General features: G+C 65.0%; 14 protein-coding genes and 1 riboswitch. Of the genes, 8 read left to right on the top strand and 6 right to left on the bottom strand.

Annotation, left to right across the window (positions count from 1 at the left end; translation table 11 throughout):
* Positions 1-183: 183 nt before the first annotated feature.
* On the top strand, positions 184-1,128 hold the full coding sequence (gene gcvA, locus Q0319_RS17705) for a transcriptional regulator GcvA (RefSeq protein WP_299454840.1): 945 nt from the start codon (positions 184-186) through the stop codon (positions 1,126-1,128).
* A gap of 39 nt (positions 1,129-1,167) precedes the next feature.
* On the opposite strand, the gene Q0319_RS17700 is transcribed toward gcvA, so the two are convergent.
* The 4 genes from Q0319_RS17700 to Q0319_RS17685 form a co-directional block, all read right to left on the bottom strand.
* Positions 1,168-1,500, bottom strand: a complete 333-nt coding sequence (locus Q0319_RS17700; protein ID WP_296463368.1) for a MaoC family dehydratase — start codon at positions 1,498-1,500, stop codon at positions 1,168-1,170.
* A gap of 8 nt (positions 1,501-1,508) precedes the next feature.
* Positions 1,509-1,958 (bottom strand): hypothetical protein, encoded by a 450-nt coding sequence (locus Q0319_RS17695; protein ID WP_296463371.1) that lies wholly within the window; start codon positions 1,956-1,958, stop codon positions 1,509-1,511.
* Positions 1,955-3,157: a CoA transferase gene (locus Q0319_RS17690; protein WP_296463373.1), complete on the bottom strand. Its 1,203-nt coding sequence runs from the start codon at positions 3,155-3,157 to the stop codon at positions 1,955-1,957. Before Q0319_RS17690 ends, Q0319_RS17695 begins: the two co-directional genes overlap by 4 nt.
* 168 nt (positions 3,158-3,325) lie before the next feature.
* Positions 3,326-4,171, bottom strand: a complete 846-nt coding sequence (locus Q0319_RS17685; protein WP_296463375.1) for a lysophospholipid acyltransferase family protein — start codon at positions 4,169-4,171, stop codon at positions 3,326-3,328.
* 238 nt (positions 4,172-4,409) lie between these two features.
* On the opposite strand from Q0319_RS17685, the gene metK reads away from it, so the two are divergent.
* Entirely contained in the window at positions 4,410-5,570 is a 1,161-nt protein-coding gene (gene metK / locus Q0319_RS17680; RefSeq protein WP_296463378.1) for a methionine adenosyltransferase, read from the top strand.
* Positions 5,571-5,681: 111 nt separating this feature from the next.
* Here the strand turns inward: metK and Q0319_RS17675 are convergent, their stop codons facing one another.
* A complete protein-coding gene (locus Q0319_RS17675) occupies positions 5,682-6,587 on the bottom strand; it encodes an amidohydrolase family protein (RefSeq protein ID WP_296463380.1) in 906 nt (301 codons plus the stop codon).
* Between the two features lie 8 nt (positions 6,588-6,595).
* A complete protein-coding gene (locus Q0319_RS17670) occupies positions 6,596-7,588 on the bottom strand; it encodes a tripartite tricarboxylate transporter substrate binding protein (RefSeq protein ID WP_299454839.1) in 993 nt (330 codons plus the stop codon).
* A gap of 151 nt (positions 7,589-7,739) precedes the next feature.
* Between Q0319_RS17670 and Q0319_RS17665 the strand changes: the two genes are divergently transcribed.
* The 6 genes from Q0319_RS17665 to Q0319_RS17640 all read left to right on the top strand — a co-directional run bounded on the left by Q0319_RS17665 (position 7,740) and on the right by Q0319_RS17640 (position 12,994).
* Positions 7,740-8,654 (top strand): LysR family transcriptional regulator, encoded by a 915-nt coding sequence (locus Q0319_RS17665; protein ID WP_296463384.1) that lies wholly within the window; start codon positions 7,740-7,742, stop codon positions 8,652-8,654.
* Between the two features lie 111 nt (positions 8,655-8,765).
* A complete protein-coding gene (locus Q0319_RS17660) occupies positions 8,766-9,764 on the top strand; it encodes a tripartite tricarboxylate transporter substrate-binding protein (protein ID WP_299454838.1) in 999 nt (332 codons plus the stop codon).
* Between the two features lie 12 nt (positions 9,765-9,776).
* The gene (locus tag Q0319_RS17655; protein WP_296463387.1) at positions 9,777-10,589 is read left to right on the top strand and encodes an amidohydrolase family protein; all 813 of its coding nucleotides are present in this window, start codon (positions 9,777-9,779) and stop codon (positions 10,587-10,589) included.
* Between the two features lie 54 nt (positions 10,590-10,643).
* The gene (locus Q0319_RS17650; protein ID WP_296463389.1) at positions 10,644-10,862 is read left to right on the top strand and encodes a DUF1289 domain-containing protein; all 219 of its coding nucleotides are present in this window, start codon (positions 10,644-10,646) and stop codon (positions 10,860-10,862) included.
* Positions 10,863-10,978: 116 nt separating this feature from the next.
* A riboswitch (S-adenosyl-L-homocysteine riboswitch) is annotated at positions 10,979-11,086 on the top strand.
* A 78-nt stretch (positions 11,087-11,164) separates the two neighbouring features.
* On the top strand, positions 11,165-12,583 hold the full coding sequence (gene ahcY, locus Q0319_RS17645; RefSeq protein ID WP_296463391.1) for an adenosylhomocysteinase: 1,419 nt from the start codon (positions 11,165-11,167) through the stop codon (positions 12,581-12,583).
* 72 nt (positions 12,584-12,655) lie between these two features.
* Positions 12,656-12,994, top strand: a complete 339-nt coding sequence (locus Q0319_RS17640) for a phage holin family protein (RefSeq protein ID WP_296463394.1) — start codon at positions 12,656-12,658, stop codon at positions 12,992-12,994.
* Positions 12,995-13,013 lie beyond the last annotated feature (19 nt).

Raw genomic sequence — 13,013 nt, 5'->3', positions numbered from 1 at the left:
GTCTCCGGTCGTTGCTGTTATAGTCGGACCGTCCGGCACGAGGCCGGGACAGTTCAGCCAGTCGCCGCCCCGCGCTGCCGTCGACAAACGGCGCAACGCCTAGACGGCAGGGCTTACTGTGTAAAAGAAGCAGCTCGCGCACAATCCATTTAATCTCATGAGGTTGTGAGTTTTCTTCATACGATGCGACGGCTTCCCCCTCTGAACGCCATCCGCGCCTTCGAAGCAGCTGCGCGCCACCTGAGCTTTACCAAGGCCGCCAACGAACTCTGCGTCACGCACGGCGCGGTGAGCCGCCAGGTGGCCGCGCTGGAAAGCCATCTCGGCCTCGCGCTCTTCCACCGGTCCAACCACCAAATACAACTCACCGAAGAAGGCCGCGCCCTGCTCTCGGAGGTCGGCCCGGCGCTGGATCGCATCGCGCTCTCTACGTATGCGTTGACACGCAAGGCGGGGCGCGTCGTGCTGGCCGTGAACGCGCCGCCCACCTTTACGATGAAATGGCTCATCCCGCGGCTGTCGGGCTTTCAGCGGAAGCATCCTGAAGTCGAATTACGCCTGACGACGGGCATCGCCGCGGTCGAAACGATGGCGCTGCCCGAACTTGATGCGGTCATTCGCCGACTAAGCGGCCCCCTGCCCCGGTTCTCCTGCCACGAATTCCTGCGCACCAACCTCGTGGCCGTTTGCGCGCCGGAAATCCTGGAAACGGCGCCAATAAGGGAAGCGCGGGACTTACGGCACCACACGCTGCTGTACGCATCGACGCACCCGCACGCCTGGGAGCAATGGTTCGCCGCCGCCGGCCTGGAAACAGTCGCCCCGGGTGGCACCTTGATGTTCGAAGAGATGTACTTTGCGCACCAAGCCGCCGTGGACGGACTCGGCATCGCCTTGGTGCCCGAACCGCTGGCCATCGACGACCTTGCCGCCGGCCGTCTCGCGGCGCCGCTGGGCGCGCCCAAGGTCTACGACCCGAGTTATTTCCTCATTGTGTCGCCGCATGCCCGCCATCGCGACCTGCTGGACGACTTCCTCGCGTGGCTGCAGGAACAAGGGATCGAGTCGGACAAACTTTGCGAGGAAGTGCTGGGCGCGGTGCGAAGCGGCGCTGCAAGCACGGCGTGACGTGCCCGCCGCAGCCGCTCCGCTATAGAAACGCCGGGCTCAGATCAAGCGCGCATACCCGACCAGGGTCTTGCCGAACTGGGACTCACACTGCGCCTGGCCCTCGTCGTCGAGCGACACTTTCAACTCATCGCCGGGACACACCGGTGCGATGAACTTGACCGAAATCTCACCGCGGTAGTGCCAGTCCTTGCCGTACTTGCGGGCCGCCAAATCGGCAACGTATGCCAGGTACATCAGGCCGTGGCCCAGGGTTCCGCGAAAGCCGCGCTTGCGGGCGTATTCCGGGTCGTAGTGCAGGATGTCGTTGTCGCCGTTGAGCCGTCCATAGGCGTCGAACATGTCCTGGGTCTGGGGAATGATCCGTTCCATGGTTGTCCTCATTCCGGAAAAGCGGAGGTGTGCAGGATGCGGGTCAGCTTCTGGCCGTCGTCCCGCGTGAAGTCGACCGAGTAGCATATGTATTTCCGGCCTTTCTTCTCGTACTTGTCCTCGACCTTGCCCGTGCCGACCACGACCGTGTCTTCATCGGCCCAGATGGGATGGTAGAAGGTGAAGGTGTTGCCGATCATGATGCCGCCCTGCTGGGGCGGATATTTGCGATACATCACGGCCATCAGGTAGACGGCCACGACATTGGGCGGCGCAGCGCGGCGCCCATCGATCACATAGGCCTCGGGCGTCGCGTTCACGACAGACATGTACTCGTCGATGACGTCCGGCGTGATCGTGAAGCGCAACTCGGGAAACTCCGCGCCCACTTGCCAATCCTTGTACAGCGCTGCAGGCAAGTCGCCTTCCCGGGGCTTGATTTCGCTAGGTCGCGTCATGCTCTTCCTCCTTCGGAAATCACTCGTTGTTGAACCAAGGTGTCGATCGCGGCATCGTCGTAACCGCACAGTCGCCGCAATAGATCGCGGGTGTCCCCGCCCAAGGCGGGCGGATAGGAAAGAGGCTGGCCCCCTTCGTACTTGAACGGGTTGCCGAGGAAGCGCATGGGTCGGCCGGACCGGGGATGGGGCAGCTCCTCCACCATGGCGCGCATCTTGGCCAGCGGCTGGGCGACGGCCTGCGCGACGTCATTGACCGGTGCGGCCGGCACGCGCTTGGCGAACAGCTCCTCGCCCCATTGCGCCGAACTCTTGGCGGCGAACACCTCGTTCAGGATCTCCGTGAGCGCATCCACGTTCTCGATGCGGTCCTTGGCTTCCTTGAACCGGGGATCGCTGGCGAGGTCCTCGCGCCCGATCGCCGCGCAGAACGTCCGCCAGAACTGCTGCCCCGTGGGCGAAATGGCGATGTAGCGCCCGTCCAGGCAGCGATAGATGTCGCTGGGCGCGATGACGGGGTGGCGCGCACCGTTCGCGGCAGGTACCTCGCCAGAAAGAAAATAGTTCTGCGCTTGCCAAGTCAACAGCGCCAATTGGCAGTCGAGCAGTGATACCTGCACCAGCTCCCCACGGCCTTCGCGCAGGGCCTTCAGCATGCCGCCGACGCAGGCCAGCGCGAGATACAGGCCTCCGGCCAAGTCGGCGATCTGGTAGCCCACTCTTACTGGCTTGCCATCGCGCTCTCCCGTGATGCTCATCACGCCTCCCAACGCTTGCACGATCAAGTCAAACGCGGGGGCGTTGGAAAACGGGGGCTGGTCGTGCAGGCCGATTAGCTGGGCGATGCACAGCCGGGGGTTCACCGCCAGCAGGGAGTCTTTGTCCAAGCCGAGGCGCTGGGGAACGTCCGGCGCGAAGCCGTAGAGCATGGCATGGCTGCGCCGGACGAGGTCGTACAGGACTTCGCGTCCGCGGGGGTGCTTGAGATCCAGCGCAATGCTTTTCTTGCCGCGATTGACTGACAGGAAAAATCCCGGGTCGCCCTCGAACTCCATGGCGTGCCGGGACACCTGCCGCGCCAAGTCGCCTTCCAGCGGCTCGACTTTGACGACCTCCGCGCCCAGTTGCGCCAACAACTGGCCCGCGAAAGGCCCCCCCAGCACCCAGGTGAGATCCAGGACGGTGAACGATGAAAGCATGGTCTCCTCGCGCTTGCGTGATTCTCACGGCCGGCCCGATGCCGGCGCCGGCCAGACGAATCATGCGTAGCGCGCAGGGTGCGCTCAATCGAAATAGTGAGGGAGGGTCGTGAGCGAAACTCACATCGGCGCCGCGGGGGCGGCGCGACGGGCATGCGGGCGCGGCAGCTACGCCGCCGGCGGGGCTTCGCCGCGAGGCGCCTTGTACCGGTTGTAGCCCCAGAGATATTGCTCAGGGCAACGCCGTATCATCGACTCCATGCCGGCATTGACCCACGCAGCCTGGGCCTCGGGCGTCTCGGGCACCGGCCCGGGCCACCGCACGAAATGAATCTTCCATCCCTGGGCGCCGGGCAGGCGCTCGCCCGCTGCGAGCACCACCGCTGCCCCGGTCTGGGAAGCCAGCCGTCCCGGCAACACCATGGAGAACGCGGGCCGGCCGAAAAACGGCGCCCAAACGCCCTCGCCGTTGCCCGGCACCTGGTCCGGCAAGATGCCGACCGCCTCGCCCTTGCGCAAGGCGCGCACCAGCTGGCGCACGCCCTGCAGATTGGCCGGCGCCGTATCGAGGTTGGGGCCGCGCCGCCCGCCTTCGACCAGCTGCGCTACCCAGGCCTTGCGCGGCGGCCGGTACAGCACCGTGATCGGACCGCCCCGATGGGCGTAATAGCGGGCGGCAACCTCGAAGCACCCCAGGTGCGGCGTCAGGAAGACGATGCCCTTGCCCTCGTCAAGCGCAGCCTGCACGACGTCCCAGTCATCGGTATGGCACTCGGCCAAGGCCTGGTCGGGCCGGAACCAGACACGCGGGATCTCCAGCGCCCCTTCCCCGGCAGCCGCAGCCGACCGGCGGACGAAAGCCTCGCCTGCATAGCCGGCAAGGGCGGCGTTGGCGCGAAGGCGCGCGGCGTAGTCGGAGGAACTCCGGTAGACCAAGAGCCCCAGCCAGCGTCCAAGGCGATGCAACCACCGCAGGGGCAGCCGGGCGAGTAAACGATAAAGAGTCAGAAACATCGATCGGGGATTCGAAAACGACAGGGATGGGCCACCCAGGGATTTTCCCCTAAAATAACGGAGATCGCCGAGTTAACAGACAACTTGCGGGGCGATCGCGGCGCCGGCTCCCGGCGCGCGCATAAATGCCGCTAAAGCGTCGCTGCTCGAAACCGGTCCCAGACCGACGTGCAACACGCCGCGGAACCGATAGCCGGCTCGCCCTTCGCACGCCGGTCAGCTTTTAAAGGACTATCGAGTGGCCAATTCCTACCTTTTCACTTCGGAATCCGTCTCCGAAGGACACCCCGATAAAGTCGCCGATCAAATTTCCGACGCCATCCTGGACGCCCTCCTCGCGCAAGACCCGACGTCCCGCGTCGCCGCGGAGACGCTGTGCAACACCGGGCTGGTCGTCCTGGCGGGGGAAATCACCACGCGCGCCAACGTCGATTACATCCAGATCGCCCGCGAAACCATCAAGCGCATCGGTTACGACAACACCGACTACGGCATCGACTACAAAGGCTGCGCGGTACTGGTCGCCTACGACAAACAATCACCCGACATCGCCCAGGGCGTGGACCGCGCCTCGGACGACTACCTGAACCAAGGCGCGGGCGACCAAGGCCTGATGTTCGGCTATGCCTGCGACGAAACGCCCGACCTCATGCCCGCGCCGATCTGGTATTCGCACCGCCTCGTCCAGCGCCAAAGCGAGCTGCGCAAAGACGGCCGCCTGCCCTGGCTGCGGCCCGACGCCAAATCGCAGGTCACCTTCCGCTACGTGGACGGCAAGCCGGTCGAGGTGGACACCGTCGTGCTTTCCACCCAGCACGCTCCCGACGTCTCGCAGGAAACGATTCGCGAAGCGGTCATCGAAGAGATCATCAAGAAGACCTTCCCCGAAGGCCTGCTGACCGACAAGACCCGTTACTTGGTCAATCCCACGGGCCGCTTCGTCATCGGTGGTCCGCAAGGCGATTGCGGCCTGACCGGCCGCAAGATCATCGTCGACACCTATGGCGGCGCCTGCCCGCACGGCGGTGGCGCCTTCTCGGGCAAAGATCCGTCCAAGGTGGACCGGTCAGCCGCCTATGCGGCCCGGTACGTGGCCAAGAACATCGTCGCCGCCGGCCTGGCCACGCGTGCGCAGATCCAGGTCAGCTACGCCATTGGCGTGGCCGAACCGATCAACATCACCGTGCATACGTTCGGCACCGGTGTGCTGCCCGATGACCAGATCGCCAAGCTCGTGCGCGAGCACTTCGACCTGCGTCCGAAGGGCATCATCAACATGTTGGACCTGCTGCGCCCGATCTACCAAAAATCGGCAGCCTACGGGCATTTCGGACGCTCGGAGCCCGAGTTCACCTGGGAAGCGACCGACAAGGCCGCGGCGCTGCGGGCAGCGCGCTGAAGCTGCCGTTTGGCGTGGCCCATGCGGGCCGAAAGATGAGGCGAAGCAGTGCATGCCGCTTCGCCTTTTTCTCTTGATGAAAGACAGGGCCGCCGGCGCCCGAGGGGGGCGCTAGCCCTGTGCCGTTTCCTTGCCGAAGGGCCCGTACACCTCGCGGGGGTTGTGCACGAGGATCCGTTCGAGCACCGCAGCATCGTCCACCCATGCCGCCAGCAAGTCGAACAAGTCGCCGTCGTTCGGCATGCTCCGGCCGTGCATGTTGGTGTGCGGCCAATCGCTGCCCCATAGCAGGCGTTCCGGTGCGTGCCGCACCAGCGCCCGCGCCAGGGGCGTGACCTCCGAATAAGGGTAGTCTTGCGTCGTGCACCGCATGGGACCCGAGATCTTCACCCACACTTTGCCGGTATCGAGCATGTCCAGCAGCCGCCGGAACGCGGGCTGGTCCACGCCGCCGGCCGCCGGAATGCAGGCGAAGTGATCCAGCACGATGCGATTGGGCAGGCCCAGCAGGGTATCGGCATGCTCGAGGAGGTCGGTGCCGTGGGGGTAAAACTGGACGTGCCAGCCGAACTCGGCCACCAGCTCAGGGATGCGCGGGGAGGACAAGCGCGGCAGCGCGCCGCGATGCCCTGGGCTGACGAACCTGGCACCGCGCACGCCCAGCGCGTCCAGCCGCGCGACCGTCGCCCGGTCCACGTCGTCCGGCAACAGCGCGACGCCGCGGAAGCGATGCGGAAACCGCGTCAACACCTCTTCGAGATGGGCGGTGTTCGGACCGTATCCCGCGCCGCTGACGACCACGGCCCCGCTCAACCCCAAGGTGTCTTGCAGGGCAATATTCGTTTCGGGCAACGCGTCGGCCGACCGGTATTTGCTGTCGGGATGAAAGGGATAGCGGCTGGCCGGGCCGAACAAGTGGACGTGGCAGTCGATGGCGCCTGCCGGCGCCACCAACTGGGGCTTGCGCGGATGCGGATCGGGCGGAGGGGTCAGGGGCGGTAGCGTAGCTTCGGTCATCTCGGCGATCAATTAATCGTGATGCGGGAACGCCGCACCACGTCTTTCCATTGCGCAATCTCTGCGGAAATCATCTTCGCAAATTCCTTGGGCGTCGTGGTACGCGGCTCCACGCCCGCCGCTTCCAACTGGGCGGCCCATGACGGGTCGCGCCCGATCTCGGCCATGGTCCGGTGCAGCACATCGATCACCGCACGCGGCGTGGCGGACGGCGCGAGCACGCCCAGCCACAATATGCCCTCGTAACCCGGCACGCCCGACTCTGCGATGGTCGGCACGTCGGGAAGCAACTTGGAACGCGACGCGCTGGCGATGGCGAGCGGCTTGATCCTTCCACTCGCGAAATGCGGCTGGGACGTGGTGACGGTATCCATCTTGAGGGCAATCTGGCCGCCCAACAAATCATTGAGCGCCGGTGCCGCCCCCTTGTAGGGCACGTGAACCACGCTCAGGCCGAGCTTGAGCAGCAAGAGCTCCATCGTCACGTGGGGCAGCGTCCCGTTGCCGGCCGAACCGTAGGTCAGCTTGCCCGGATTCTTTCGGGCGTAATCCACGAAGCCTTTGAAGTCATCGAAGGGCTGCTTGCCGCTCGCCACCAGCAACTCCGGGATTTGCGCCACGAGCCCCACGGGCGCAAGGTCTTTTTCCGTGTCGAAAGCCAGGTTCCGTATCACGGCCGGGTTGATGGTGTGGTTCGGCGTGGTGAACAAGAGCGTATGCCCGTCCGGTGCGGCGCGGACGACGCGTTGGGTGGAGATCACGCCGCCGGCACCGGGCACATTCTCGACCACGACCTGCGTCTGCAGCCGCTTGCCCATCTGCGCCGCCAGCATCCGTGCGACGGCATCCACGGACCCGCCCGCCGGGAACGGCAATACCATCGTGATGGGCTTATTGGCCGGATAATCGGCCGCACCGACCGGAGCGGCCCAAGCCATTCCGGCAGCGACCATGAACGCGGCGCAGCTTTGCAGCGCCCCGCCAGCAACACGCAACAGCATCGTATCCATCCTCCACGCTTGCGGGACGCAGAGCTTAGATAAGGGCTGCGCGAGGCTCAAATGATTGTTTTGCACCACTTCATGAATTTCGTGCATAGTCGGGCGCGGCGATAATGTGGACGGCTGTCCGGCATCCAGACGAGGCATTCCCATGCAAATCGACTTCCTCGGTATGCAGGCTTTTCTCTGCATCGTCGAGCAAGGCGGCTTTCTTCCGGCCGCCGCCCACCTGAATCTTTCGCAAACTGCAATCAGCCACCGATTGCGCAAGTTGGAAGACAGCCTGGGCATGAAACTGCTGACCCGCACCACGCGCGCCATCACGCTGACCGACGCCGGCCGCGCCCTCTTGCCCCGGGTACGCAAGGCCATGCGGGAACTGGAACTGTCGTACGACACGGTGCGGCAGCACGCCCGGTCCGCGCCGCGCTGGCTGGTGTTCGGCTGCCTACCCACCCTCGCCGCGACCCAGCTCGCCCCCGCGCTGCAACGCTTTACCGCGCAATACCCGGACGTCGCCGTGCGCGTGCTGGATGACTCCATCGGCGAAATCGCCGAACACGTCCACAACGGGACCGCGACCTTCGGCGTCTCGCTCGCCAGTTCGAACCGGTTCGGACTCGACATGGAAGTCTTTGCCGAGGAACCGTTCGCCCTCGTTTGCCCGCCCCGGCACCGGCTGGCGCGCGCCCAGTCCCTGGACTGGGAGAAACTGCGCGGCGAACCGCTGATCCGCATCAGCTTGCCCGCGGGCAATGCCGCGACCATCGACGATGCGCTCGGCGACCGCCGCCTTCAATTCCGCTGGGTGTACGAGGCGCAACACACTGCAATCGCGCTGGACCTGGTGGCAAGCGGCCTGGGAGTTACGGTCGTGCCCGCCTTGTCGGCCATCAAGGCGCCGGGCGTGGTGGTGCGCCGTCTCACCGGCCCCCGGGTGACGCGCCATTTGGCAGTCATTACTCGCCATGGCGCCATACTGCCCCCGCCGGCACAGGCCATGCGCGAGCTCCTGGTCGACGAGATCCGGCAAAGACTCGCCGCCATCGATGAACGGCATGAATAAATCCGTCAAACAATTCATTTGTCGGTAGTCCGCCGCCTGCATAGACTGCTGCGCAGCGACGGCCCTGCGCGCTGCGACCGGCGCAGCGGGCCACAACAAGAGGAGACCCCTATGCTCGACTGCGTCAGCAGGCCGCGGACCGCCCGGCGGTGGCGGCGCGCGGCGTTCGCCGCCATGCTGTCTTTCGCCATGGCCCCGCTTCAGGCCCAGGAAGACAAATATCCCGACCAACCCATCAAAGTCATCGTGCCGTTCGGCGTCGGAGGATTGGCCGACATCTCGCTCCGGCTCGTCACCCAGAAGCTCTCGGAACGGCTCGGGCAGCAGATCGTCGTCGAAAACAAGCCCGGCGCCGGCGGCGTGGTCGCGGCAAACGCCGTACTGGCCGCGCCCCGCGACGGTTATACGCTGGCGGTGTTTGCCAACGGCACCGCCATCAGCAAGACCTTGTTCAAGCTGCCGTACGACCCGGTCACGGATTTCGAGCCGATCTCGACCGTGGCCTACTTCGACCTGGTGCTGCTGGCCAATGCCAAGGGCCCGCTGCGATCGCTGTCCGACCTGCTGGCAGAAGGCAAGAAGCGCCAAGTAGTGCTCGGCACCATCAACCCCGGCAGCACGCAGAACCTCTCGGCCGAGCTGTTCAAATCCATGGCCGGGCTCAACGCCATGGTCGTGCCGTTCAAGAGCACACCCGAAGTGCTGACCGCGCTGCTGCGCGGCGACATCGACGTCATGTTCGAATCCTATGCCGCACTCAAGGGCGCCATCACTTCTGGACAGGCCCGGGTGCTGGCGGCCACGGGCACGAGCCGCTCGGCCTGGCTCCCTGACGCGCCCACGGTGGCCGAAAGCGGCGTGCCCGGCTATGAAGTCGCCGGCTGGAACGCCTTGTTTGCGGCGGCGGGCACTCCGCCGAGCCGCCTGGACCGCCTCAACGCGGCCATCAACGAGGTATTGGGCGAGCCCGCGATCCGCAAGCGGCTGGAAGAGCTCGGCACCGAAGCCAAGGGCAGCACGCGCGACGAACTGGCCGCCATCTTCAAGCGCGACATCGCCAAATGGGCCGACGTCATCCGCAAGGCTGGCATCCCGACTCAACAAAACTAGCAGGAGCCCTCCGTGACTTTCGCCACTCACGCGACCGACGCCGTTCTGGTCGACGCCCACGTCCACGTATTCAAGCGCGACATGCCGCTCGTGCCCAATCCGCGGCACAGCCCCGACTACAGTTTCACGGTCGAACAATTGCTAGACACCATGGACCGGCACGGCGTGCACTACGCCGTCATCGCCGCGGCCAGCCCATGGGGCGACTACAACGACTACGTCATCGAATCCCTGGGCAAGTCGCCGCGGCTGCGCGGCACCGTCATCACGGCCCCCTCGGTGGAGCGGGTGGTGCTGGACCACATGCATGCGGCCGGCATCCGCGGCGTACGGCTGCCCTTCATCGGCATGAAAGACCTGCCCGACCTCGATTCCTGGGATTATCGCAAGTTCCTGCGCCGGCTGGTCGATTTGGATTGGCACGTGCACGTCCACATCGAAGGGCCCCGCCTGCCTGCCGTATTGCCCGCGCTGGAGCGATCAGGCGTGAAAATCGTGATCGACCACATCGGACGCCCGGACCCGGTCGCCGGCACCCGCTGCGAAGGTTTCCAAGCCATGCTGCAATCCGTGCGCAAAGGCCGCACCTGGGTCAAGATGTCGGGCGCCTACCGGCTTGGCGCGAATGCCCGCGACTGCGCCCAGGCGCTCTACCGAGAAGTGGACGTGGACCGGCTGATGTGGGCCAGCGACTGTCCCTTCGTCGGCGCGGAGTCGAGCATGACGTACGAGGCCGCCATCACTTGGTTGGAAGAAACCATTGCCGACCCGGCCGATCGCCGTAGGATCTTCGGCGCGAACGCGTTGCGCTTTTACTTCTCCTGACGCCCTCGCTGCCGGGCGGGGACTCGTCCGCGGATGGCGCTAAACTCCCCCCATATGACTGCCAAGCGTCCCGCCTCCGAGTTTCCCGCCTGCCCGCCCGCCAACGCCGACTCGCCCTGCGTAGCGGTGTGTTCGACCCTGTTCGACGAAATCTGCCGCGGCTGCGGCCGCACGGCCATGGAAGTGGCCAACTGGGTCATGCTCAGCGACGAGGAGAAGCAGGCGATTTGGAAGCGCATCCTCGCCGCCGGCTATCCGCGGCGCAAGGGCTGAGCCCGAGGCTCCCCCGAGGGGACGCTCCGCCTATTCATTTCTGTTCGTTTGTTACATAAACCCGTCACCACTGGGGTTTTCCCCGCAGCCGGCGGCGGGAACCCGCTACAATGTCGCCACCTGAGGAGCGTTGCGACGACCGGATGCCGGTCGCCAGGCTCAGGTTACGGACTGGCCGCAGCCGCCACGGCGGCGCCGGTCCCCGGCAACGGCGCTCGCCCCCTATCCTGCCCTTTGCAGGCCGTGCGGCGAGCCATCCCGGTTTCAGCCGCGGCGTCAAGGGCAAGCAATTTGGAGTCCCCATGAACGCTGTACTCAACGCCAACACCCCCGATTACCGCATCGCCGACCTCTCCTTGGCCGACTGGGGCCGCCGCGAAATCCGCATTGCCGAAACCGAGATGCCGGGCTTGATGGCGATTCGCGAAGAATTTGCCGCCGCCCAACCCTTGAAGGGCGCCCGCATCGCCGGCAGCCTGCACATGACCATCCAGACCGCGGTCCTGATCGAGACGCTCAAGGCGCTCGGCGCCGAAGTGCGCTGGGCTTCGTGCAACATTTTCTCGACCCAGGACCACGCTGCCGCGGCCATCGCGGCCTCGGGCACGCCCGTGTTCGCGATCAAGGGCGAGTCGCTGGCCGACTACTGGGAATACACCCATCGCATCTTCGACTGGCCGGCCGGCACCTACGCCAACATGATTCTCGACGACGGCGGCGACGCCACGCTGCTGCTGCACCTGGGCACCAAAGCCGAGCAGGACCCGAGCGTCATCGAAAACCCGACGAGCGAAGAAGAAGTGGCGCTTTTCGAGTCCATCCGCGCAACGCTCAAGCGCGATCCGAAGTGGTATTCCACCCGCATTGCCCAAATCAAGGGCGTGACCGAGGAAACCACCACTGGCGTGCACCGCCTGTACCAGATGTCCAAGAAGGGCGAACTCGCTTTCGCCGCCATCAACGTCAACGACTCGGTCACCAAGTCCAAGTTCGACAACCTGTACGGCTGCCGCGAATCGCTGGTGGACGGCATCAAGCGTGCCACCGACGTGATGCTCGCCGGCAAGATCGCCGTGGTCTGCGGCTATGGCGACGTCGGGAAAGGTTGCGCCCAGGCGCTCGCCTCGCTGCGCGCACAGGTCTGGGTCACCGAGATCGACCCCATCTGCGCACTGCAGGCCGCCATGGAAGGCTATAAGGTGGTGACGATGGACTATGCCGCCGACAAGGCCGACATTTTCGTGACGGCGACCGGCAACTATCACGTGATCACCCACGAGCACCTGCTCGCCATGAAGGACCAGGCCATCGTCTGCAACATCGGCCACTTCGACAACGAGATCGACGTCGCTTCGCTGCGCCAATACCAGTGGGAAGAGATCAAGCCCCAGGTCGACCACGTCATCCTGCCCTCTGGCAACCGCATCATCCTGCTGGCCCAGGGCCGGCTGGTGAACCTGGGCTGCGCCACCGGCCACCCCTCGTTCGTGATGTCGTCCTCGTTCACCAACCAAACCATCGCGCAGATCGAGCTCTGGACGCAGAACGAAAAATACGAAAAGGGTCGTGTCTACGTACTGCCCAAGCACCTCGACGAAAAAGTGGCGCGCCTGCACCTGAAGAAGCTCGGTGCGCAGCTCACGCAGCTTCGCCCGGACCAGGCCGCCTACATCAACGTGCCGGTGGAAGGTCCGTACAAGCCTGACCACTACCGCTATTGATCGTTCTTGCAGCGTCCCCCGGGGCCTTGCGCCCCGGCCTTCCCCTGACTCCAACTTTGCAAGGAGTTCGCGATGACCTTGTTACTCGTCTGGCTGCTCAACGCCGTAGCGCTTCTCGTCGTCGCCTACCTGTTGCCCGGCATCACGGTGGCGAGCTTTGGGTCGGCATTGATCGCGGCATTGGTACTGGGCCTGCTCAACTCGCTGGTCAAACCCGTCCTGGTCATCCTGACGCTACCCATCACCATCGTCACGCTGGGGCTGTTCTTGCTCGTGCTGAACGCGCTGCTGTTCTGGTTCGCCGGGTCCATCCTCAAAGGATTCCAGGTCAGCGGTTTCTGGTGGGCCGTCATCGGGGCGCTGCTCTACAGTCTGATTTCGGGTCTGCTTTCGTCCATCGTGCCGAACTGACCCGCCACTTACAGGTTGC

Origin of the sequence: uncultured Pigmentiphaga sp., assembly GCF_937950555.1 — a bacterium.
Taxonomy (GTDB): domain Bacteria; phylum Pseudomonadota; class Gammaproteobacteria; order Burkholderiales; family Burkholderiaceae_B; genus Pigmentiphaga.
This window is presented reverse-complemented; position numbering and strand designations above follow the sequence as displayed.